At 44.4% G+C, this 21,687-nt stretch carries 15 protein-coding genes; 8 read left to right on the top strand and 7 right to left on the bottom strand.

Translation table 11 applies throughout. From position 1 onward, the window contains the following. The first annotated feature begins 169 nt into the window (after positions 1-169). A complete protein-coding gene (locus tag ABWP91_RS17255) occupies positions 170-1,318 on the top strand; it encodes a hypothetical protein (RefSeq protein ID WP_353244269.1) in 1,149 nt (382 codons plus the stop codon). Between the two features lie 86 nt (positions 1,319-1,404). On the opposite strand, the gene ABWP91_RS17250 is transcribed toward ABWP91_RS17255, so the two are convergent. From ABWP91_RS17250 to ABWP91_RS17230, 5 genes are all read right to left on the bottom strand, one after another. Then, on the bottom strand, positions 1,405-4,194 hold the full coding sequence (locus ABWP91_RS17250) for a M16 family metallopeptidase (protein WP_353244268.1): 2,790 nt from the start codon (positions 4,192-4,194) through the stop codon (positions 1,405-1,407). After that, positions 4,184-5,890 (bottom strand): ABC transporter ATP-binding protein/permease, encoded by a 1,707-nt coding sequence (locus tag ABWP91_RS17245; RefSeq protein ID WP_353244267.1) that lies wholly within the window; start codon positions 5,888-5,890, stop codon positions 4,184-4,186. Before ABWP91_RS17245 ends, ABWP91_RS17250 begins: the two co-directional genes overlap by 11 nt. Before the next feature lie 56 nt (positions 5,891-5,946). After that, entirely contained in the window at positions 5,947-8,724 is a 2,778-nt protein-coding gene (locus tag ABWP91_RS17240) for a secretin and TonB N-terminal domain-containing protein (protein WP_353244266.1), read from the bottom strand. A gap of 117 nt (positions 8,725-8,841) precedes the next feature. Then, a complete protein-coding gene (locus ABWP91_RS17235) occupies positions 8,842-9,831 on the bottom strand; it encodes a FecR family protein (RefSeq protein WP_353244265.1) in 990 nt (329 codons plus the stop codon). Positions 9,832-9,833: 2 nt separating this feature from the next. Beyond that, positions 9,834-10,367: an RNA polymerase sigma factor gene (locus tag ABWP91_RS17230; RefSeq protein WP_353244308.1), complete on the bottom strand. Its 534-nt coding sequence runs from the start codon at positions 10,365-10,367 to the stop codon at positions 9,834-9,836. Positions 10,368-10,568: 201 nt separating this feature from the next. Here ABWP91_RS17230 and ABWP91_RS17225 point away from each other — a divergent pair, with 201 nt between their 5' ends. Further along, entirely contained in the window at positions 10,569-11,351 is a 783-nt protein-coding gene (locus ABWP91_RS17225; protein WP_353244264.1) for an energy transducer TonB, read from the top strand. 3 nt (positions 11,352-11,354) lie between these two features. On the opposite strand, the gene ABWP91_RS17220 is transcribed toward ABWP91_RS17225, so the two are convergent. Further along, on the bottom strand, positions 11,355-12,101 hold the full coding sequence (locus tag ABWP91_RS17220) for an AhpA/YtjB family protein (protein ID WP_353244263.1): 747 nt from the start codon (positions 12,099-12,101) through the stop codon (positions 11,355-11,357). A gap of 191 nt (positions 12,102-12,292) precedes the next feature. Here ABWP91_RS17220 and serB point away from each other — a divergent pair, with 191 nt between their 5' ends. From serB to nadR, 3 genes are all read left to right on the top strand, one after another. After that, entirely contained in the window at positions 12,293-13,270 is a 978-nt protein-coding gene (gene serB, locus ABWP91_RS17215) for a phosphoserine phosphatase (protein ID WP_219245657.1), read from the top strand. A 514-nt stretch (positions 13,271-13,784) separates the two neighbouring features. Further along, on the top strand, positions 13,785-15,170 hold the full coding sequence (gene radA, locus ABWP91_RS17210) for a DNA repair protein RadA (protein ID WP_353244262.1): 1,386 nt from the start codon (positions 13,785-13,787) through the stop codon (positions 15,168-15,170). A gap of 24 nt (positions 15,171-15,194) precedes the next feature. Then, entirely contained in the window at positions 15,195-16,430 is a 1,236-nt protein-coding gene (nadR, locus tag ABWP91_RS17205) for a multifunctional transcriptional regulator/nicotinamide-nucleotide adenylyltransferase/ribosylnicotinamide kinase NadR (protein WP_353244261.1), read from the top strand. A gap of 492 nt (positions 16,431-16,922) precedes the next feature. Here nadR and ettA read toward each other — a convergent pair whose 3' ends face one another. Further along, entirely contained in the window at positions 16,923-18,590 is a 1,668-nt protein-coding gene (gene ettA / locus ABWP91_RS17200; protein ID WP_353244260.1) for an energy-dependent translational throttle protein EttA, read from the bottom strand. A 379-nt stretch (positions 18,591-18,969) separates the two neighbouring features. Here ettA and ABWP91_RS17195 point away from each other — a divergent pair, with 379 nt between their 5' ends. From ABWP91_RS17195 to sltY, 3 genes are all read left to right on the top strand, one after another. Beyond that, positions 18,970-19,116 (top strand): type II toxin-antitoxin system RelE/ParE family toxin, encoded by a 147-nt coding sequence (locus ABWP91_RS17195; protein WP_353244259.1) that lies wholly within the window; start codon positions 18,970-18,972, stop codon positions 19,114-19,116. Positions 19,117-19,126: 10 nt separating this feature from the next. Continuing rightward, positions 19,127-19,429, top strand: a complete 303-nt coding sequence (locus ABWP91_RS17190; RefSeq protein WP_353244258.1) for a HigA family addiction module antitoxin — start codon at positions 19,127-19,129, stop codon at positions 19,427-19,429. A 279-nt stretch (positions 19,430-19,708) separates the two neighbouring features. Continuing rightward, the gene (sltY, locus tag ABWP91_RS17185; protein WP_353244257.1) at positions 19,709-21,622 is read left to right on the top strand and encodes a murein transglycosylase; all 1,914 of its coding nucleotides are present in this window, start codon (positions 19,709-19,711) and stop codon (positions 21,620-21,622) included. Positions 21,623-21,687 lie beyond the last annotated feature (65 nt).

The following is a 21,687-nucleotide window of genomic DNA, read 5'->3' as shown; positions in this document are numbered from 1 at the left end:
ACATTAAAGCTATGTTCTGTCAACTCAATAAGGTGATAGAAATCAAGCAGTCACATTACATTTTACTGGCTGGATTTTAAAAGCGCTCAGGGAATCGCTATCTGATATCGAAAGTCTGTTGGCTTATATATGATTTTTGTGTGTTTTACCTAAAAATAGGAAACTTAATATGAAAATCTCTAGAGCCACAGGTTTAATATTTCAGAATCATTCAAAGAAACAAATTAACCCATTAATTTCACTGAATGATATGGTAGACAACATTATCAGAAAAGATAAATTTTATGAGGGGTCTAGCCATATAATAATAGATAAAATAGTTAGCTTGAAGAATAGTGCAGGTACCGATGGGATGAAGGAAATACAGGAGGCATGGGCGAAAATTGATAATGCGAGTATTGAAGCGAGACATAAAATTGATAAATATTTTAAGCTGGGAATGAGGGCCGATAAACAAAATGATTCCTCGCCTTCTGAACAGCCACTTCCCGCTAAAAAAATACAAACTGATCAAAAAGAAAATACGCTAGTTAAAGTAACTGAACGAAAATCAGATAGTGATGATTTACCTAATAATTCAATAAAAAATAACCAATTAAGTCAGTCAAGTTTAAGTGAAAAAGAACCTGAATTTCAAAAGATTCTTGCTAGCCATACAATAGAGGAAGCGATTAAAATTAAAGTGGTCTTTAACGAGGTTTCGGCTCGCTCATTAAATTTGATTGAATCTAAGATTAAGGCAAAATTTAATGAGTTAAAGTCAAGTAAAACCCCTGAACTCTTTGAAAGAGAAATGTTAAATGCACAGGAAATATTAAAAAAATACGATAACAAATTGGTTTGTGAAAAAATAAATAAGATTATTAATAAATATTTAGATGAGTATGAATTATATATTAGAGAAAATAAAAGTCCGATAAGCCGAATTTGGTGTGCCATAAATTCTGTATTTGGTTTACAAGATATTACACCGCATAAGTTCAATGAGTTTAAAATGGCAATTATCGATGGTTTTAAAAAAGAACCCATTGAAAATATTGAAAAGTATTCATCTGATTTAATGCGAAATATGTCAAGTTATACGCACAAAAATATTGCTAATAAAGTTAATGATTTCATCACCAGCTATTCAATAGATAGAGTAAATGAATTGAAGAGAGATGAGAATCTCAGTGTTGAAAGTAAAACAGAAATATTGGCACCTCAAGAAAATATAAGTACTGAAGAGTTAATGAAGGATATAAGTTTAAAGAAAATAATTTCACATGTATTCAAGCGAGTTATCAATAATATACGAAGGCTATTTTACAAAGATTAATTATGAATTTTCTTTATGTAAGAATATGATAAAAAGTAGATAAATCAGCCCGTTGTGTTGTATTTACGGGCTGATTTTTACTGATATTAAGGCGTCATCATAAACACTTTGCTATTTTGCCCTAAATATTGACGAGCTAAACGGTTTATATCTTCGACTGTGAGTTGGCAAACAATAGCTTGCTCTTGGCTTAAACGTTGATACTGCCCATCATCAGAAGCGATTTGTGCTAGTGCTTCTGTCCAATAGCTTGCGCTGTCAGTGACTTGCGAATTCTCCGTTAACCAAATATTTTTGGCTTCCGTTAACTCTTTTTCACTCACACCTGATTGGCGAATTTGCGCAATGGTTTTTTGCGCGATTGCCGTCATTTCCTGCGCACGCTCAGGGGAGGTGGTAAAGTTCAAGCGAGCAAGGTAATAAGGCTGTGGTTTTTTCGCTAACATCTGCGAGAAACCGAGGGCATAAATTCCGCTGGCTTTTTCACGTAACTCGCTGCGTAAGCGTTGGCTAACAAGGGTATCAATCAATTGCAATGCCAGTTGATCTTGTTGCGACCAAACCGCAGGCGCCGCAAACTGAATGCTTACCATGCTTTTGTCACTGCTACTGATTGGGTAGGTTTTATTGAAGCTCGCCATTTTTGGCATGATGCCTTGGTCGCGCGAGGCCAACTTTTGGTCGCTATAGGGCAGTGAAGCAACCCATTTTTCCAGTAGTGGCTTAATGTCTTTGCTGCTCATCGCCCCCGTAATCACTAACGTCATATCCGCCGTTGAGGTGAGCAACTGGCGGTTGGCTTGTTGTAATTGCTGTGCGGTGAATTGGTTCCAGCCACCTTTTGGATTAATAACTAAAAATTCACCATGGGTATAACTTTCCTGATTGATATTATCGAGGAATGTTCGCTCTACCGGGGTTTTTGATAAATTTAACGCGAAAGACTGTTTTTGTTGCTCGAGTTTTTCCCCACTAAATTGCGGCGCAGTGAGCTTTAAATTCAGTAGCTGTAAGGCCGTTTCGAGGTTATCGATAGGGGTTTTACCACGAAAACCGTGAGTCAGTAACTCACTGTAAGGGCGTAGCGATATTTGGTTCTGTTTCGCCAGCAGTGCTAAATCACGCGCACTGTAATTGCCGTAGCCGCTGCTTTCAGGCAACTTCAGCGCCCAGTCGGTTAAACCTGCGGTTTGTTGGGTTTCTAAGGAACGGCCGCCCGGTAATTGTAGGTTAAACTGAATATCATCTTTAAGATTTTTATCCGTTTTAACAATCACTTTGATGCCATTACTTAATGTCCATTGCTCGGTTTTATCAACGGGCAATTTGGCTTGCTCAACAATAGTGCCTTTTGCCACTTCAGGCAGTTGTAAGGTAATTGCTTTTGAGCGTAACGTAAATGGCCCCGGTGAGCTTTGGCGAGCGTTGAGCCATTGGGTATTAAATGTGGATTTATCCACGGTTGGGGCATCAGTATCTGGGCCAATCAGCGCTAAGCGCGGGGAGGCCACTTGCAGGAATTTTGCCACGTGTTGCTGTAATGCTTGTGGTTTTATTCCATTGATCAATTGATAGCTACCATCCAGTTGCTGGCGTTTATTCCACATTGGCATGTCATACTCAAGGGCGGTCGTCAGTTGCCCTGCCAGATAATCATTGCTGTAACGCTGTTCAGAGGCGGCTTGTAAGCTGAGCTTTTTCAACATCGCTTGTTTTGCGCTATCGAGCTCTTCTTGGGTCACAGGCTCTGTGGCTAACCGCTGTAATTCCGTAAACAGAATTTGCGTGGCACCTGCATAGTCATTGCCTTTCGGGTGGATAATCATCAATTGCTGTAAACGTTGGTTATCCAGCATTGCCCCTTGCTCGTTGATACTGATTGACGGCAAAACGCCATTATCCACCATTACCGTAAAGCGTTGGTTTAAAATGGCGAGCCATAAGCTGTCTAATAAGTCTTCTTGCTGCCCTAAGCGGGTATTTAGTGGTGCACTAACATCCTTTTGCAATGCGAATTGAACATAACGAGCACCTTGTTCCTTATCAAACACCCCTTGCACTAACATATTGGTGGAGTTAGCAAATTGCTTCCATTGCGGGTTATCTTCCGCCACTTTTTCTGGTTTCGGTAAGGCAAATAAATTATTGACCTGATTGCGAACTGAAGAACTATTGAAATCACCAATCACTAACAGGGTCATGCGTTGTGGCTGGTACCATGTTTGATAGTAATTTTTTGCTTGCTCAATCGGGGCTTGGCGTACGATATCGAGGGAGCCAATTGGGTTACGTTCTGCATAGCGGCTGCCGTGGTAACGTAGTTTTTCAAGGCTATCATTAATGCGATAGCCCATCCCTTGGCGTAAGCGCCACTCTTCGACAATCACTGGGCGTTCTTTTTCAAATGCGTCTTGGTCGAACGTCATATTCGCAGCCCAATCCGCCATCACTTGTAAGCCAGTTTCTACTTGTTTTGCGGTTGCATCGGGTAACGACAACTTATACAAAGTGGAATTTAAACTGGTGATGGCATTGACGTGGCTACCCAGCTTCAACCCTTGCTGTTCCAGCTGTTTAAAGCCCGTTGTGCCGGGAAAATGTTTAGTGCCTTTAAACGCCATGTGCTCGGTAAAGTGAGCGAGGCCAAGTTGCTGTTCATTTTCTTGCAATGAGCCGCTACTGACCAATAAACGCAGTTCAACACCCGGCTGACTACGTTGTAAGAGGTAAACTTGCAGGCCGTTATCTAATTGATAATGTTGTAGGTCGCTACGCACAGGCAGTAAAGCTTGAGCATTTTGGCTGGTGGCAACATGACCTGCACAGCCACCTAATACTAAACTGATGCAGGTAACAAAAGTGATTTTACGAAGCATATTCTGGCGTTCCTGTCATTAAAGAGTCAGTACGGGCAGACTCTGAAAGGTGAATTTTTTGTTCTGCAAATTGCGCGACAAAGCTTTGGTGGCTGACGAGGACTATCGTGCTATCGTGCAATTCCGCTTTTAGCAGCGCGAGCAATTCCAATGCGCTGTTTTCATCCAGAGCCGATGTGGTTTCATCAAGCAACAACAGTTTCGGGCGGTTAAGCAACAAGCGCGCAAACATGATGCGTTGCTGCTCGCCTCCAGATAGGCGGTTGTTCCAGTCCGTTTCTAAAGCGAGCTGATGGTGCAGTCTTTCTAACCCCACCAAGGTCAGCGCATACTGGAAATCGTGTTGGCTAAATTGGTTGGCCGCTTGTGGGTAAGCCAATAAGTTATCTAAGCGACTGACAGGTAAATACAAGCGCTGTGGGATCCACATGACGTGTTCTGTGCGTGAAATCGTGCCACTAAAGAACGGCCAGTGGCCACTGAGTGTGCGCAGTAAGGTGGATTTACCAATACCAGAGCGCCCTGAAATTAATGTCAGTTCCCCTTGTTTGGCCGTGAAATTAACATCTTCAACCAGTAGGCGGTTATCTGCCGTTGATACGCTAATTTTGGCGGTTAACGGCGCATGTTGTTCATCAACAGTGACTTGCGCTTTATTGTCATTTTCCAATAACACCACGAAGTTATATAAACGGGAGACAGTAGCTTGCCATGCCGCAATTTCTTTATAGGCGAAAATAAACCAACCTAAAGAGGTGGCAACGCTAGTGAACGCTTGGCGTAATTGCATTAATCCACCTAACATAATTTCCCCAGCAAGGAATTTAGGCAAGGCTAATAGAACAGGCGCTAATGCGGTGACTTGCTGGTAACCCACTGTATAAAAAGATAAATTCCGTTCACAGCGGATCAAACGGTTCCAGTTAGTGATGATTTCACCAAAACGCCCCATTAACTCTTTTCTATCTTGGTTTTCACCGCGCTGCCCTGCGATGGCGTCACCGTGTTGGCGGCAGTTAATGAGCGAGCTACGGTAATCTGCCTCACGGCGCTGTTTGTCCATATGCAAACGGCGTAGTGGAAAGCCAATCCACTGGGTGAGGGCGATACCAATTAGGGTGTAAATGATACAAGCCCAGAACATATAACCGGGGATGGTCCAATCGCTATCGGCAAAGCTAAATGACAGGCTACCGGAGAGTGTCCATAAGATTGCCGCGAATGAAACGAGCGTTAACATTGAGTGAAGGAATGTCACTACCAAATTAAGGGTCGATTCAATCAGTAAGCGAATGTCTTCGGCAATACGTTGGTCGGGGTTGTCGGGCTCTTGGGCGGTTAGCCTTAACAGGTAATGTTTGCTGTTAGGGGATAACCAACGGCCAAGGACTTGCTCAGTCATGCCTTTGCGCCAACGGATAATCAACATTTGTTTGAGGTAATTCCCCATCACCACCACAAAGATTAACCCGCTGACTAAGATAACAAAGTACTGTAATAAGCCATACAGCGCTTGGCCATCAAGCTTTTGCAGCGCGTTATAAAAGTCGCCGTTCCACATGTTCATTTTGACGTTGAACCACACGGATGACAGCGTTAGCCCCAGCGAGGCGAAAAGCAGTATCCAGCACAAAAGGGCAGCACGCTGCCCCCAAAAAGGTTTTACTAAATAGAAAAATTGTTTCAATGTCTTCATGACGTTTTATTCATTTGTTGTTTTAATGGCTCACATTGCCGACAGGCATACGGGTATTACAGGTCGTAATTCACTTGTAACCAGAACTGACGGCCCGGGTCGTAGGACTTCAGGACGCGGTCTTCGAACATAAAGCGGTCAGCAATATTTTTATTATTCAAGATATTGTTCACCTCAACCGAGAAACCGAAGCCATGGGCAAAGTCTGGTTTCCAGCCTAGGCGGGTATCCCATGTGTATTTGCTGGCAAAGTTTTGCTTGGTATATTTGCGTAATTGGCCCACTTCAGGGTCGCTATAATAAGAGTTGTCATAACGAACAGCTTGGCTGCGAGCTCCCCACCATTGAAGGCGGTTATACCAAGTAACGTCGTATTCATCCCATACACTGGTGAGTTCAAGGTTTAACTTGATGGGTGAGTTAAAGCTGGTTGAAGGCAGTTTTGAGGCATCAATAACTTTACCGTCATACCAAACTTTATTCAGGTTCACTTTATTGGCAGGGTCATAAGCGCTATAGCCTGAGTCTTTTGGCGTATTACTCTCACTTTGTTGCCATGTAAAGGACGCATTCATAACATGAGAAGCATCCGCCCATTCCCATGGCTGGCTATTTTTCACGGATAAAGTGACGGTATCGTGGGAGCTGCGCCCGCCGTTATCGAAGGTACGAATACTGCGAGTATTTGGGTCTCGAGGGTTATCGTACTTAGTACGGTTTCTGACTTCGTCATACCCTTCGCGGTGTACGTATTGTAAGCGCCATGTAGTCGAAAGGATCTCTTGTTGCAGTGCTAAGGTGAGCTCATCGTTATAGGGGGTTTTGAGAGAATCTAGCCCTTCGTAATCTTTTTGATTATCCCAATCGTTATTGTCAGGGTTAAGTGAACACGCAAAATCTTTATCCCAGCCCATACAATTTTGCATTCCGTCATTTTGTGCACCGTATAATGCATAGGTGAGCATTGAGCGTCCATAGTAACGGTTAGCCCCCGCTATCAATTGGGTTGCACCATCACCAAAGACATCATAAGTTCCACTTAAACGTGGGGCGATATTGGTACGATTGACAAAATCATCGCGATCCAAACGTACACCTGGGCGCAAATTCAATTTGCCATATTGAATGCTGTCATCAAGGAAGATGGCGTAATTAGTATAATCCGCAGAATATGAGCCTTTTTTAAACCGGGTGACATTACTTAAGTAACCATCGTATAAATCATCATTAATGATGTCGCCAGTGTAGGTGTAACGGAAATAGTCTTGATCACGAACGTAGGTTCCTTTGGTGTAATTTACCTCAGCACCGAGTGTTGGCTGATGTGTTAATCCAAGAGCATCCTCTTGGGAATTAAACCGCATCACGGTTTTTAGTCCATGCGTTTTTTGTTTGGATTCTAAATCGCCAAGACCACCGCTATTGCGTTCTTGAAGGTTGGGGTTTGCTGCTGATGGTAATGCTCTGACCGTTAACGAGTATTTCTGGTCATTTTTTCTATCATCTTTTAAATCTTGGGTATTCGCGGTGACTTCTAACTGGCCTAAATCAAGCTGATGTTTAAATACCGCGGTAAAACCTAAGCCATTGTGCGTTGAATCATAGCCTGAGTTGCTGATTGAAGACGAAAAAAGGCGGCTATCATAATTGGCGTAATTAGCCGATAAATCTAATGAGCTCTTATCGGAGAGATCCAATGAATATTTTAAAAAGTAGTTATCCGAAGTACGGCGCTGATTTTTCTTACCGGAGTCAGAGGTGATCGGTTCAACTTGGTTATTCTCCAGCACAAAGGCTTCCCCCCCCGTGACTGTCATCGGAATGGTTGAACTGCGGCGTGAGGCAGAAAAGACAATCCCTGAATTTTCGCTAACACCTAATTCAAACCAACCACCAAAGTCATTTTTATCGTAGCGATTTTGGAAACGCGCGGGGTTTGATGTGTCATTTTTAGTGGTATCAATGCCTTGGGTTGAATCGTGGAATAAGTTGTTCCAGCCCGAACGTGTTAAGCGGTAATAGGCATGAGCGCTGTTTTCTCCTTGCCAGCGGCGGCTATTCACTTCAACGGTACCCCCCGTAAAACCACCAAATTCAACAGGAATGTTGTTATCGTACACCGTCATGCTGTCAATCAGGCGGCTATCGATGTAAATTCCTTGGTCGCTGCTACTTAACCGAGTTGAGGTTTCCCCTAAACCGCTATCGGCAGGGTCAAAGTCATTATTAAAACTCACACCATCAAGGCGATAGGCATTTTGGTAGCTGCTTGAACCGTGGATTGACACGCGGGAAGGCTTAATCTCCCCTTGGTTCATGGAGTTGCTGTCATTGTTGGCAAATTGCACCGCAGGGTTGGTTTTCATCAGGTCAGTAATGTTGCCATCGCCCGTATTTTTTTGGCTGATCTCTTCGGCGGTAACATACTGTGGTGCTGACATCACATCGGTTTCTGGGTGATTTTGTACCACACCCGAGACTTGGGTTTCAGGCAAAATCAATGCGCCTTGGTTTAAATTTTGCTGACGAATAACGAAAACGCCATTTTCGCTGACAAGCTCTAACCCGCTACCGATAAGTATTTTTTGTAATGCGGTTTGTGCGGAGTAGTTGCCAGACAGTGCAGGGGCGCGCAAGCCATTAAGCTGGCTTTTATCGTACAGCAGTTGAATTTGGCCTTGGCGGCTAATTTCTGCAACGGAGGTTGCAAGTGATTGTTCGGGTAGTGAAAATGCCAGCTCTTGTGCAGCTGCGGATTGGCAAACTATTGCGCTACCAACTGCCACAGCAAGGGCAAGCGGCTTTAACCGGCCTTGAGTAAACTGAATAGACATGGATATCCCTTATTCTTAAGCTGCACAAAAAGTGTGCGGAAAATGGTCAGTAAAAAACTAACTACTTAAGAAGAGGGGGAAATGAGAATTATCCTCACCTGCAAATGAAAATATTTTTCATTTATTTTTTTTGTTGTTGATAATCAAAATGTTATTTTTATCTTGATAGACAACTTGGACAGGTAATAGGGAAGGAAGGGCTTGAAAGAATAGATCTGGCTGGCGGATATTGATACGCCCTGAGATTTTACTGTTTGCTAATGTGGCAGGTGAAAGCTCAACATTGATGGCAGAATAGTTTTTGAGTTCAGCAAGGACTTCAGCAAGGGGTTTATCTTCAAAAACCAATTCACCAAAGCGCCAGCGCGCCACATCTTGAGCATCCATGTGTTGTCGGGTAATTTTGCTGCTTGGGCTGGCACTGACTGCGCTATCGCCGGCGAGCAAAAAAACAGGGTGGGAGTTTTGTTCGCTTTGGAAGCTCACAATGCCTTGGCTAACATTCACCGAAACTTGTTGGGCGGTCTTATTCACTTCAAACTCAGTACCGACAACTTGAATGCGCCGTTGGTCAGTTTGAATCACAAAAGGGCGGTAAGGGTTTGATTTTACCTTGAAATACGCATTGCCTTCATCAAGGTACAGGTTACGCATAGGCGTTTCATAGGCAACACGGACACGGGTATGGCGGTTGAGAAATAATTGAGAACCATCGGGGAGCGTGACTTCTTTTGGTGTATCAGTCGTCACCAACGTCATGTTATTCAGTAACATGGACGGTAAATGGCTATAAGGTAAAAATAAAATAGCGGCGATAAAAAACGCGGCTAATGTATTACCCAGCGGCCGCCAGAGTCGAAAAAAAGGGCGTTTTTCACTTGCCTCTTTTTTGGCACTGGCGGGGCGAGGCATTGCATCAAAATCACGCCACACTGACGACATTACATCATAGGCTTTTGCATGTTCAGAGGACGCGGCAAGCCATTGTTTAAATTGCGCGGTTTCCTGTTCACTGATACGTTGGCTGTGCATTCGGGTAAACCAAAGCGCAGCCTCTTCATCAATGCGGTCTGTATCCTCTGATTGGTGCAAAGGCTCGTGTGTCATGACTATTTATTGCCCTGATTATCAAGGTGTTTTTTACAGTGTACTAATGCTGCCGCAATATGTTTTTCCACCATGCTGATTGAAATTTCCATTCGTTCAGCGATTTCACTTTGCGATAACCCATCAAAACGATATAGCAAGAATGCTTCTCGTCGACGAGGAGGCAAAGTTTCAAGGGCTTCACTTAACCGTTGAATACGTTGCTGATGTTCCAGTATTTCACTGGGATCGGCTTCGCGTTGCTCAAAACTGTGCTCATGTACGACCTCATCAATAGAGGTTTCTGATTTGGTCTGGCGTTGGTTACGTCGCCAATGGTCAATCAGCACATGATTTGCAATTTTAAACAGGTAAGCTCGGCTCTCTTTTACTGGTGTTTGTTCCTTGCGATTAAGCCATAGTGTAAACACATCCTGTGATAAATCATCAGCATCGTTGCTGTTGTCTAGCCGATTGCGGAAAAACCGTACAAGTTGGCTATAAGTTGACTGATACGCACCGCTAATTTTGCGGGCAAGGGATTTATCGATGGTCATTTTACTGGTGTCAATGTTATCAAAAGTGCGCAAATAACAGGATGGGAACCCTAAATGCGCTGATGAATAATCCGCTCAGATTACTTTTTATTATAAATCAATATCTTATTTTAATTATTGTGTTTTTACTAATAATAATGAATATCATTTTTGTTTGTATTATGCCTATAATCTGCAAAAAATAAAGTCGTGAGGCAGAATATGAGCAGTATGACGGGCAAGTTAGAACGCCCGATTTTCCGTCCACTGGGCGGTTTGGTGTTGAGTTGTCTTTTCCACGGAACACTAGCAATTATTTTTATTGGATGGTTTACGTCCTCCATCCCCAAAACAGGCGTATTACCGCCTGCAATTTCTTTGCAACTCGGGGTTTACCAGCTAGAACAACAAGCGGAGCCCGAGGTGAATCACGCGCCTAAGCAACAAGTTGCAACTCGCGAGGAAACCTTGCCAGAAGTGGTGGAAAAAGCGGAGAAACTGCCTGAAACTGCGTTGGTGAATAATGGCACGCTGACAAAAGTGACGGAGAAAAAACGTCCGCCGAAGAAAAAAATTCCCCAAGAGAAAAAAGTATTTGAAGATGCCCCTGTGACCACCCAAGAATCTGCGGTGACATCAGCGCCTGCATCAGGTAGCGAGTCCAGTAGTAGCGCAAACTTTTCTAGCAATGCCTCCATGGCAGTAAGTGGCCACCAAGGGTGGCAAAGTGAAGTGCATCAGCGTATTGCAAAAACTAAGCGTTACCCACGTGCTGCGCTACGTTTTCGCTCAACAGGGGTTTCCCAAGTGAAAGTGGTGCTGGATAGCAAAGGGGAAGTCGTGACCGCGAGTTTGTTTAATTCGTCAGGCACAAAAATATTGGATAAAGAAGCCCTTGCGACGATTTCACGTGCGGCCCCTTTCCCAGTACCGCCCGAAACTTTATTAGTTGATGGGCGAGTTGAATTTATTGCCCCGATTGTGTTTGATACAACCTCAATTTAAGGCTTATTTTTCCGATTGTGGTGGCTTGTGCTTTGGCGCAGGTCGCTTTGGTCGATATGGACGAGGTTCTTTTTTACGCCGTAGGCGAACGGGTTTTGCTCGGAGTGCAGGTTGGCTATCTGATTCATTTTCTTCGTTATTTTCTTCCGTATTAACCACTAACGGCGGTGGCTGTTTGTGACCTTTCTTTTTCTTCAATTTCAGCAAGGTATTGGCTAAAACAAAACCTATGCATAGCGCGAATAAAATAAAAATCCGTAATACATTGGTGCTGTTATCTGCTTGCTGAATTTCCGCTGACAGTAATTCGGTATCAATGGTGAGACGTAAGTAACCTTTCGGTTCTTTTGCACCCTGAATGGGGACAACTAATTGATATTGAAAGTTTTGTAACGAAGAATTATTGTCGATGGCGAGGCGTTCTTTGACCGTTGTAGGTTCGCCAACTTGGGTGACCAGCGTACCACTCGCGGTGTAGATACTGGCATCCAGAATATAGCGGTCTTTTGCCACATTATTTAAATTGGCATTAATTCGTTCTAAATTAAAATCTTTGCTGCCGGGAACAATATAATCAGATAAGCTGAAAGCAACTTGCTCGGCAAGAACATAAGTCAATTGTTTAAATTGCTCGATTCGGCTTTGATTTTGACTATAACCCAAATAAGAAATGCCGTGCATCAGTAAAGTTACCAGCGCAACGCAGATAACGATAATAACGGTTTTATGTAGCCTGAAGGTGCGTTTCATTGCTTTATTGGTGCTCTCGACTTATTTTGAGTATAAAGATAGCGTTATATTCAAGTAATAGGGGTTTATATTTAGTTTTCGCGGTAAAAACGTAAGGCTATAAAGCCTTAAAGTTTAGTATAGTGGCTTCGTTCGGCTACTCGCAACTCATCATTATAAAAAAGTTATTTCGATTACAGGAGCGCATTTTCATGTCAACGAGTTTGACCTATTGTTACCTACCCGACGAGATCCAAAAATGGCCGGGTTTGCCTCTCTCCTTAAGCGGGGAGGAAGTCATGCCCCTTGATTATCGTGCAGGTGACAGTGGGTGGCTGCTCTATGGCCGCGGGCTAGACAAAGCGCGGATCAGCAATTTCCAACAACGTTTGGGAATTGCGATTGTGATTGTGTCTTCATGGCGCATTGATGACTATCAAGTCGTCCGCATCGCGGGCAGCATCACGCCAAGAATTAAGAAACTCGCTGATGAATGCTTATTAGACGTAGTGCCATTGGGGCAAATTCCGCGCTTACGTTCACCGGGGATCTTGTTGATGGATATGGACTCCACGGCAATTCAAATCGAATGTATTGATGAAATTGCCCGCTTAGCCGGGGTGGGTGAGCAAGTGGCAGAGGTCACTGAGCGCGCCATGCTAGGGGAGCTCGATTTCACAGAAAGTCTACGTGCTCGCGTCGCATTATTGGAAGGTGCAGATGCGGCTATCTTAGATAAAGTCTTAGAAACACTGCCATTAATGCCGGGCTTAACGAACCTTGTTCGCAAGCTACAAGCGATGAATTGGCATATTGCAATCGCCTCTGGCGGTTTTACGTTCTTCGCCGATAACCTAAAACAAAAACTCAAATTAGTTGCGGCTGTGGCTAACCAACTTGAAGTAAAAAATGGCAAGCTAACAGGGAAGGTCAAAGGGCCGATAGTCGATGCGAAATATAAAGCACAAACCCTTGTAAAATTAGCAGAAAAACTCGAAATCCCTATCGAGCAAACTGTGGCGATTGGCGATGGTGCCAATGACCTAAAAATGATCCGCAAAGCAGGGCTGGGAATTGCGTACCATGCGAAACCGAAGGTGTATGCGAGAGCCAAAGTGGCGATTCGTCACGCGGATCTTATGGGGGTGTTGTGTGTGCTCAGCGGGGGCTTGAAGCACGAGGAACGCTAATATTCTTCATGGTTTGCGCTGTAGCGGTGTTGGCTGCGCTCGCTAACCCTAGTCACATACTGGTGTATGCTCCTAGGGCTTAGCTTCACTTGCCGCCTTGCTACAACACAATCCATTTTGAATATTATGAGATTAATTTAACGCTAAATTAATAGATAAAAGAGTTTGCGGTAGCGGTGTTGGCTGCGCTCGCTAACCCTAGTCACATACTGGTGTATGCTCCTAGGGCTTAGCTTCACTTGCCGCCTTGCTACAACACAATCCATTTTGAATATTATGAGATTAATTTAACGCTAAATTAATAGATAAAAGAGTTTGCGGTAGCGGTGTTGGCTGCGCTCGCTAACCCTAGTCACATACTGGTGTATGCTCCTAGGGCTTAGCTTCACTTGCCGCCTTGCCACAACACGAACTATTTTGAATATTAAGCTAATTTAATTTTCAAGATTCAAGAACATTAGAACACTGTGGTTCGGCGGTTGTAATACAGAATAATTTTAACGAGGAGTTTGGTGTGGCGAAAGGGGTAAAAAGGGCGTTTGTCTGTAATGAATGCGGGGCGGATTATCCGCGTTGGCAGGGGCAATGCAGTGCTTGCCATGCATGGAATATGATTACGGAAGTGCGTCTTGCCTCAACAAACTCGGCTTCACGTACTGACCGGTTAACGGGGTATGCGGGGAATGCGGCGGGGGTGAGTAAGGTTCAGAAACTTTCTGATATCAGCCTTGAAGAATTGCCTCGTTTTACCACTGGGTTTAAAGAATTTGACCGCGTGTTGGGTGGTGGCGTTGTGCCAGGAAGTGCCATTCTGATCGGCGGAAATCCGGGAGCCGGTAAAAGTACCTTGCTGCTGCAAACCATGTGTTTGTTATCCCGCGAAATGAAAACTCTGTATGTCACGGGGGAAGAGTCACTGCAACAGGTGGCGATGCGTGCGCACCGATTAGGGTTGCCAACAGACTCGCTCAATATGCTCTCTGAAACCAGCATCGAACAAATTTGTTTAACCGCAGAGCAAGAACAGCCTAAATTAATGGTGATTGACTCCATCCAAGTCATGCATATGGCGGATATCCAATCGTCTCCGGGGAGTGTCGCGCAAGTCCGTGAAACCGCCGCCTATTTAACGCGGTTTGCCAAAACCCGCGGTGTCGCCATCATTATGGTGGGTCACGTCACCAAGGACGGCTCGTTGGCAGGGCCTAAAGTGCTTGAACACTGTATTGACTGCTCAATTATGCTCGATGGTGATGCCGATAACCGTTTTCGCACCCTGCGCAGCCATAAAAACCGTTTTGGGGCGGTGAATGAATTAGGGGTGTTTGCTATGACAGAGCAAGGCCTCAAAGAAGTCAGTAACCCATCAGCCATTTTCTTAAGTCGCGGTGATGAAATTACCTCAGGCAGCTCGGTGATGGTGGTATGGGAAGGTACGCGTCCACTGCTGGTGGAAATTCAAGCACTGGTTGATCACTCAATGATGTCGAACCCGCGGCGTGTTGCGGTTGGCTTAGAGCAAAACCGTTTAGCGATTTTATTGGCGGTGCTACACCGCCATGGTGGCTTGCAAATGTCGGATCAAGACGTTTTTGTGAACGTGGTAGGTGGCGTCAAGGTCACTGAAACCAGTGCTGACCTTGCTTTGCTGCTGTCCCTTGTGTCCAGTTTCCGCGACCGTCCATTACCCCGCGACCTTGTCGTTTTTGGTGAAGTCGGGCTGGCGGGCGAAATTCGCCCAGTACCAAGCGGGCAAGAGCGTATTTCAGAAGCGGCAAAACACGGTTTTAAACGCGCCATTGTTCCCCATGCGAATATGCCGAAAAAATCACCGCCAGATATGAAAGTGTACGGGGTGAAAAAATTAGCGGATGCATTAAGTATTTTGGACGAGCTATAACGCTCTGAGTAAAAAGGAAAAACCATGGCTGAATTTGACTATCTAAAAAACGCGATCAAACGGGCGGGCTATACGCTTCAACAGGTCGCGGATGCGACAGATATGACCAAAGGCTATCTCAGCCAGTTAATTAACGACAAAATTAAGAGCCCAAGCGCCCAAAAAATTGCGGCGCTTCATCGCTTCCTTGGATTGGAATTTCCCAATCAGCAAAAAACCATTGGCGTGGTTATTGGTAAATTTTACCCGTTGCACACAGGGCATATTTATCTGATCCAACGGGCATGTAGCCAAGTGGATGAACTACATATTATTTTGTGCCACGATGAGCCCCGTGATAAAGAACTGTTTGTTAATAGCTCTATGTCCCAGCAACCTACAGTGAGCGACAGGCTTCGTTGGTTGCTACAAACCTTTAAATATCAAAAAAATATCCATATTCATTCGTTTGATGAACAGGGCATTGAGCCTTATCCACACGGCTGGGAAGTGTGGAGCGATGGGATGAAAGGCTTTTTGAAAAAGCACAACATTAACCCCAGTTTTATCTATTCAGGGGAAGCAAATGATGCCCCGCGCTATAAGAAATACTTGGGGATTGAAACTATCCTTATCGACCCAGAACGCACGTTTATGAATATCAGCGGTAACCAAATCCGCCAAGCGCCATTTCGTTATTGGGAATATATTCCGACTGAAGTGAAGCCATTCTTTGTACGTAAAGTGGCGATTTTAGGTGGGGAATCCAGTGGGAAATCCACGCTGGTCAATAAATTAGCCAATATTTTTAATACGTCTAGTGCATGGGAATATGGCCGTGATTATGTCTTTAGTCATTTAGGCGGCGACGAAATGGCGCTGCAATATTCGGATTATGACAAAATCGCACTAGGGCATGCGCAATACATTGATTTTGCAGTTAAATATGCAAATAAAGTCGCATTTATCGATACGGACTTTGTGACGACACAAGCGTTCTGTTTGCGTTATGAGGGTAAAGAGCACCCATTTGTTCAAGCGCTAATTGATGAGTATCGATTCGATCTGGTTATCGTTCTCGAGAATAACACCCCATGGGTTGCTGATGGTTTGCGAAGTTTAGGCAGCGATAAAGACCGAAAAGCGTTCCAAAATTTACTCATTGAAATGCTGAAGAAAAATAATGTTGAGTTTGTCCGTGTGGAGTCCTCAGACTACGATACGCGCTTCTTGGAGTGTATCACCCTCGTGCAGCAGTTACTGATGTTGGATGACCTATAAAATCCCCCAATAAAAACGGTGCTGTTTCGGCACCGTTTTATTACCTCTATCCCTTAAACGCGCAGACGTTAGAAGGATTAAGCGGCAATTCATTATATTCAAAATAATTCGGCTTGCAGGTAGGCGGTGAGTGAAACTAAGCCCTAGGGGCTGTTTATCTTTGATGGTCAATTTTTATTCGAATTAAAGCCATTTTAGGCAAGGCGAGAGGTTCGCTGCCTAGTGAACTAGGCAAGAGCCTCTCAACACAGCATCAAATGAGTGAAACGCGCTTTAATCGAACCCGCAGGGCAGCGTTTAAGCACAATAGTTAACGTAGATAATAGTTAGTCATCTTGATTGACACATTTATCATTGTTTTAATTATTTTTTGACCTTTTTTAGCGGTAAAAATCAGCAGCAAAGATAAACAGCCCCTAGTCACATACATAAGTATGTGACTAGGGTTAGTAAACGAAGCCAACACCGCTGCAAGCCGAAGAATGAAGAATATTATTTGGTCATACGCTTATACTTCATCCGATGCGGCTGCAACGCTTCTGCGCCTAACGTACGCTTTTTATAATCTTCATACTCAGAGAAGTTACCTTCGAAGAACGTAATATTCCCTTCATCTTGATAATCAATGATATGCGTAGCGATACGGTCAAGGAACCAACGGTCATGGGAAATAACCATAGCGCAACCTGGGAACTCTAACAGCGCATTTTCTAACGCACGTAAGGTTTCTACGTCAAGGTCGTTGGTTGGTTCATCGAGTAACAGTACGTTGCCGCCTACTTGCAGTAGTTTGGCTAAGTGTAAACGACCGCGTTCACCACCGGATAACTCACCAACACGTTTACCTTGGTCAACGCCTTTAAAGTTAAAGCGACCAACGTAAGCACGGCTCGGGATCTCGAAGTTACCAATGCGCATGATATCTTGCCCGTTGGAAATCTCTTCCCACACGGTTTTGCTGTCATCCATTGCGTCACGGAACTGATCAACAGAGGCGATTTTCACGGTATCACCTAACGTGATAGAGCCTGAATCTGGTTGCTCTTGGCCTGAAATCATACGGAATAAGGTGGATTTACCTGCACCGTTTGGACCGATAATCCCAACAATTGCCCCTTTAGGAATGGAGAAATTCAGGTTATCGATTAATACGCGGTCACCATAGGATTTACTTAGGTTTTCAACCTCGATGACTTTGTCGCCTAAGCGTGGCCCAGGTGGAATAAAGAGTTCGCTGGTCTCATTACGCTTTTGATATTCAACGTTATTAAGTTCTTCAAAGCGGGCCAGACGTGCCTTACCTTTCGATTGACGGCCTTTCGGGTTTTGGCGGATCCACTCAAGCTCTTTCTCGATAGACTTACGGCGAGCCGCCTCAGTTGATGCTTCTTGCGCCAAACGCTCATCTTTTTGCTCAAGCCATGAAGAGTAGTTGCCTTCCCATGGAATACCTTCACCACGGTCAAGTTCAAGGATCCAGCCTGCAACGTTATCTAAGAAGTAACGGTCATGCGTGATGGCCACAACAGTGCCTTCGTAGTCATGTAAGAAGCGCTCTAACCATGCAACGGATTCCGCATCCAAGTGGTTGGTTGGCTCATCGAGCAGCAGCATGTCTGGTTTTTCCAGCAGCAGGCGGCAAATGGCCACACGGCGGCGTTCACCCCCAGAGAGGTTTTCGATTTTTGCATCCCAAGCTGGCAGACGCAGTGCATCCGCAGCACGCTCCAGTTGGTTATCTAAATTGTGACCATCTTGTGCGGAAATAATCGCTTCTAACTCGCCCTGTTCTTTGGCCAGTTTATCGAAATCTGCACCTTCTTCAGCGTAGGCGGCATAAACTTCATCTAAACGCGTTAATGCACGTTTAACTTCGCCAACGGCTTCTTCTACTGCTTCACGCACGGTGTGCTCAAGGTTCAGTTTTGGTTCTTGTGGCAGGTAGCCGATTTTTAAACCAGGTTGTGGACGTGCTTCACCTTCGATATCGGTATCAATACCCGCCATAATGCGCAGTAATGTTGATTTACCTGCACCGTTGAGACCTAAAACACCGATCTTAGCCCCCGGGAAGAAGCTCAGAGAGATATTTTTTAAAATATGACGTTTCGGTGGAACAATTTTTCCAACCCGATACATACTATAAACGAATTGAGCCAAGTTATTTACCTTTTGTTTTATAAAGGGAATTTTAATTTTATGCCGTTTTCTGTACGTCAGGGGAAAATGCCCTAAAGGACAACGAAAAACCGCGATAAATTGTTTGTCCTGAACTATACCTGAACATCAGAGGATCATCCATCCCTCCCCGTTATCTGATGAGAGATAGGCAGATAACAGCGGTGTTTTATTTTTAAACATTTACTTTTTTAACTCTGACTGTGTAGTGAGTCGATACGATATACAGGGAGTGAATTGTGATAAAAAGTTTTAAGCACAAAGGAATAGAGCGTTTTTTTAGGATGGGAATGACCTCAGGTATTCAAGCGAAATACGGATACAGCTTACTGCGTTAAATACGGCCAAAAGACCACAAGATATGTCTGCACCTAGTTGGAAACTACATCAGTTAAAAGGAGCTGACTTGCAAAGTCATTGGTCAATATCCGTCAATGGAAATTGGCGGTTAACGTTTAAATTTGAGGGTGAAGATGCCATCCTCGTTGATTATCAAGATTATCATTAAGGTGAAAATCATGAATAAAATGCATAATCCAGCACACCCGGGTATGGTGTTGCGTGAGTATTTAGAGGGAATTTCAGTGACTGACGCAGCGAAAGGGTTGGGTGTCACTCGTGCAACATTGTCACGTATTCTTAATGGTAGCAGTGGCGTTTCGGCCGATATGGCGATCCGCTTGGAAATGGCATTAGGAACCAGCGCAAAGATGTGGGTAGAAATGCAGGCTCAATATGAGCTGTGGCAAGCCTCTTTAGCAGAGCGGCCGGCAATCAAACCTTTATTTCCGACTCAGGTGGATACTGAACTGCATAAATGATACGTAAAAGACTGTAAAGCAGGTAAATTCAGGAACTCTCCGCTGTTGCTCGATAAAAACTTTCGGTAACATTAGTATTATTGATATATGTTTAATATACCTGTAATCCTTCAAGTTGCAGCGGTGTTGACTGCGCTCAGCTAGCCGAGTCACATAGTTTATCTATGTTTCCCGTCTATCTTCGCTTGTCGCCTACCTGCAACTCGAATTATTTTGGGTATATATAGGTTAAGGTTTCTCCTGTATTTTGACTTTAGTTTAGCGATGGAGCGAGTGGATATGAAACGTTGGTTAGCGGCAGTTCCAGTGACAATGATGCTGGTTTCTAGCACCGTATGGGCGGATTCCCTACAGTCACAGCGGGAGCGGTATCAAGCGATTAAAACCGCTTGGGATGCAAATAAAATGGATGAAGTGGAGCGCTTATTACCGACGTTGCATGATTATCCACTTTATCCTTATTTGGCTTACCGTGAGCTAACGCAAGACCTTGATATTATTTCGCCTCGTCAGGTTCAAGAATTTATTAACGCCTACCCAACGCTACCTGTTGCTAAGAATTTGAAAACACGTTTTGTCAACGAACTTGCCCGTCGCCAAGAGTGGAAATCATTGCTTGAATTTAGCCCTGAAGCACCAAAACCTGCCGAAGCACAATGTAATTTCTACTTTGCTAACTGGGCGGTTGGGAACAAACAAGTGGCTTGGCAAGGTGCTGAAAAAGCGTGGTTAAATGGCCATTCAATGCCTACAGCCTGCGATAAATTATTTAACGAATGGGAAAAAGCGGGCTATTTAAGTGCTGAAATGGTGCTGGAACGCATTAATTTAGCGATTAAAGAAGGGAACCCGTCGATTGCCAGTTATTTAGCAAAACGCCTACCGCCAAGTTATAAAACCATTGGTGATGCACTGATTAAATTGCAAAATGAGCCAGCTTCGGTGGTTTCATTTGCAAAAACCGTCACCCCAACGGACTTTACTCGCCAAGCAACCATTGCGGCATTTAACCGTTATGCACGCCAATCGCCAGATGCAGCTCGCTCCGTATTAAGCAGCGTAAGTTCTGCGCAAAAAATGAATATGGCCGAAAGTCAGCAGCTAAAAGACAGCATTGCATGGCAGTACATGGGGGATGTGACCCCAGAGCAAGCACAGTGGCGTGATGAAACTATTCAGGAAACAAATTCAGCTTCGTTGAAAGAGCGCCGTGTCCGTCTTGCGTTAGGGCAAGGAGATAAAACGGGAGTGGCTTCATGGTTGAAACAGCTTCCAGCGGAAGTGAAAAACAAAGAAGAATGGCAATATTGGCAGGCTATCACGTTAATTGATGCAGGGAAAAAAGCGGAAGGCGAAACATTGCTTCGTCAACTGACTGAAAAACGCGGTTTCTACCCAATGGTTGCGGCGCAAGTGTTAGAGATTGACTACCCAGTGTTAGTCAAAAGCGCGGTTAAGCCAGATGCGAGCATCAGCCAGCTCCCTGAAGTCCAACGTGTGCGCGAGCTAATGTATTGGGAAATGGATAATTTAGCGCGCTCAGAATGGGCAAGCTTGGTGGCATCCCGCCCTGCCAATCAACAAGAACAGCTGGCTCGTTATGCGTTCGATAACCAATGGGCAGATCTCAGTGTGCAAGCCACTATCACAGCAAAACTGTGGGATCATCTTGAAGAGCGCTTCCCGTTAGCGTGGGACAAAGAATTTAATTTGTATACCAAATCAAAAGACATACAAAAAAGCTATGCGATGGCTATCGCTCGCCAAGAGAGTGCTTGGAACCCACAAGCGCGTTCGCCAGTGGGTGCGACAGGTTTGATGCAGTTAATGCCAGCAACAGCTAAACATACCGCACAGAAGCAAGGGATTGATTATGTGAATACTAGCCAGCTCACTAACCCGACGATGAATATCGAACTGGGCACGGCGTATCTGGAAGATGTTTACCAGCAATTTGGTAATAACCGTATTTTAGCCAGTGCGGCTTATAATGCAGGCCCATCAAGGGTGACTCGTTGGTTAGGGAACAGCGGCGGCCGTATTGATGCCGTGGCATTTGTTGAAAGTATTCCGTTCTCAGAAACCCGCGGCTACGTGAAAAATGTACTGTCGTATGATTTGTTCTATCGCCATTTTATGGGCCAAAAGGGGAGTAAGGTTTTGCTTCCCCGCGAATGGAATATGAAATACTAAAAATACTCTTCATATTTCGAATTGTAGGGGTGTTGGCTTCGCTTGCTAACCCTAGTCACATACTT

Source organism: Providencia sp. (assembly GCF_040396775.1).
Classification (GTDB): Bacteria; Pseudomonadota; Gammaproteobacteria; order Enterobacterales; family Enterobacteriaceae; genus Providencia.
This window is presented reverse-complemented; position numbering and strand designations above follow the sequence as displayed.

What these genes read in the sequence shown, in the direction of transcription:
- ABWP91_RS17255 (WP_353244269.1), top strand. Translation starts at nt 170, where the DNA reads ATGAAAATCTCTAGAGCCACAGGTTTAATATTTCAGAATCATTCAAAG.
- ABWP91_RS17250 (WP_353244268.1), bottom strand. Translation starts at nt 4,194, where the DNA reads ATGCTTCGTAAAATCACTTTTGTTACCTGCATCAGTTTAGTATTAGGT.
- ABWP91_RS17245 (WP_353244267.1), bottom strand. Translation starts at nt 5,890, where the DNA reads ATGAAGACATTGAAACAATTTTTCTATTTAGTAAAACCTTTTTGGGGG.
- ABWP91_RS17240 (WP_353244266.1), bottom strand. Translation starts at nt 8,724, where the DNA reads ATGTCTATTCAGTTTACTCAAGGCCGGTTAAAGCCGCTTGCCCTTGCT.
- ABWP91_RS17235 (WP_353244265.1), bottom strand. Translation starts at nt 9,831, where the DNA reads ATGACACACGAGCCTTTGCACCAATCAGAGGATACAGACCGCATTGAT.
- ABWP91_RS17230 (WP_353244308.1), bottom strand. Translation starts at nt 10,367, where the DNA reads ATGACCATCGATAAATCCCTTGCCCGCAAAATTAGCGGTGCGTATCAG.
- ABWP91_RS17225 (WP_353244264.1), top strand. Translation starts at nt 10,569, where the DNA reads ATGAGCAGTATGACGGGCAAGTTAGAACGCCCGATTTTCCGTCCACTG.
- ABWP91_RS17220 (WP_353244263.1), bottom strand. Translation starts at nt 12,101, where the DNA reads ATGAAACGCACCTTCAGGCTACATAAAACCGTTATTATCGTTATCTGC.
- serB (WP_219245657.1), top strand. Translation starts at nt 12,293, where the DNA reads ATGTCAACGAGTTTGACCTATTGTTACCTACCCGACGAGATCCAAAAA.
- nadR (WP_353244261.1), top strand. Translation starts at nt 15,195, where the DNA reads ATGGCTGAATTTGACTATCTAAAAAACGCGATCAAACGGGCGGGCTAT.
- ABWP91_RS17195 (WP_353244259.1), top strand. Translation starts at nt 18,970, where the DNA reads ATGTCTGCACCTAGTTGGAAACTACATCAGTTAAAAGGAGCTGACTTG.
- ABWP91_RS17190 (WP_353244258.1), top strand. Translation starts at nt 19,127, where the DNA reads ATGAATAAAATGCATAATCCAGCACACCCGGGTATGGTGTTGCGTGAG.
- sltY (WP_353244257.1), top strand. Translation starts at nt 19,709, where the DNA reads ATGAAACGTTGGTTAGCGGCAGTTCCAGTGACAATGATGCTGGTTTCT.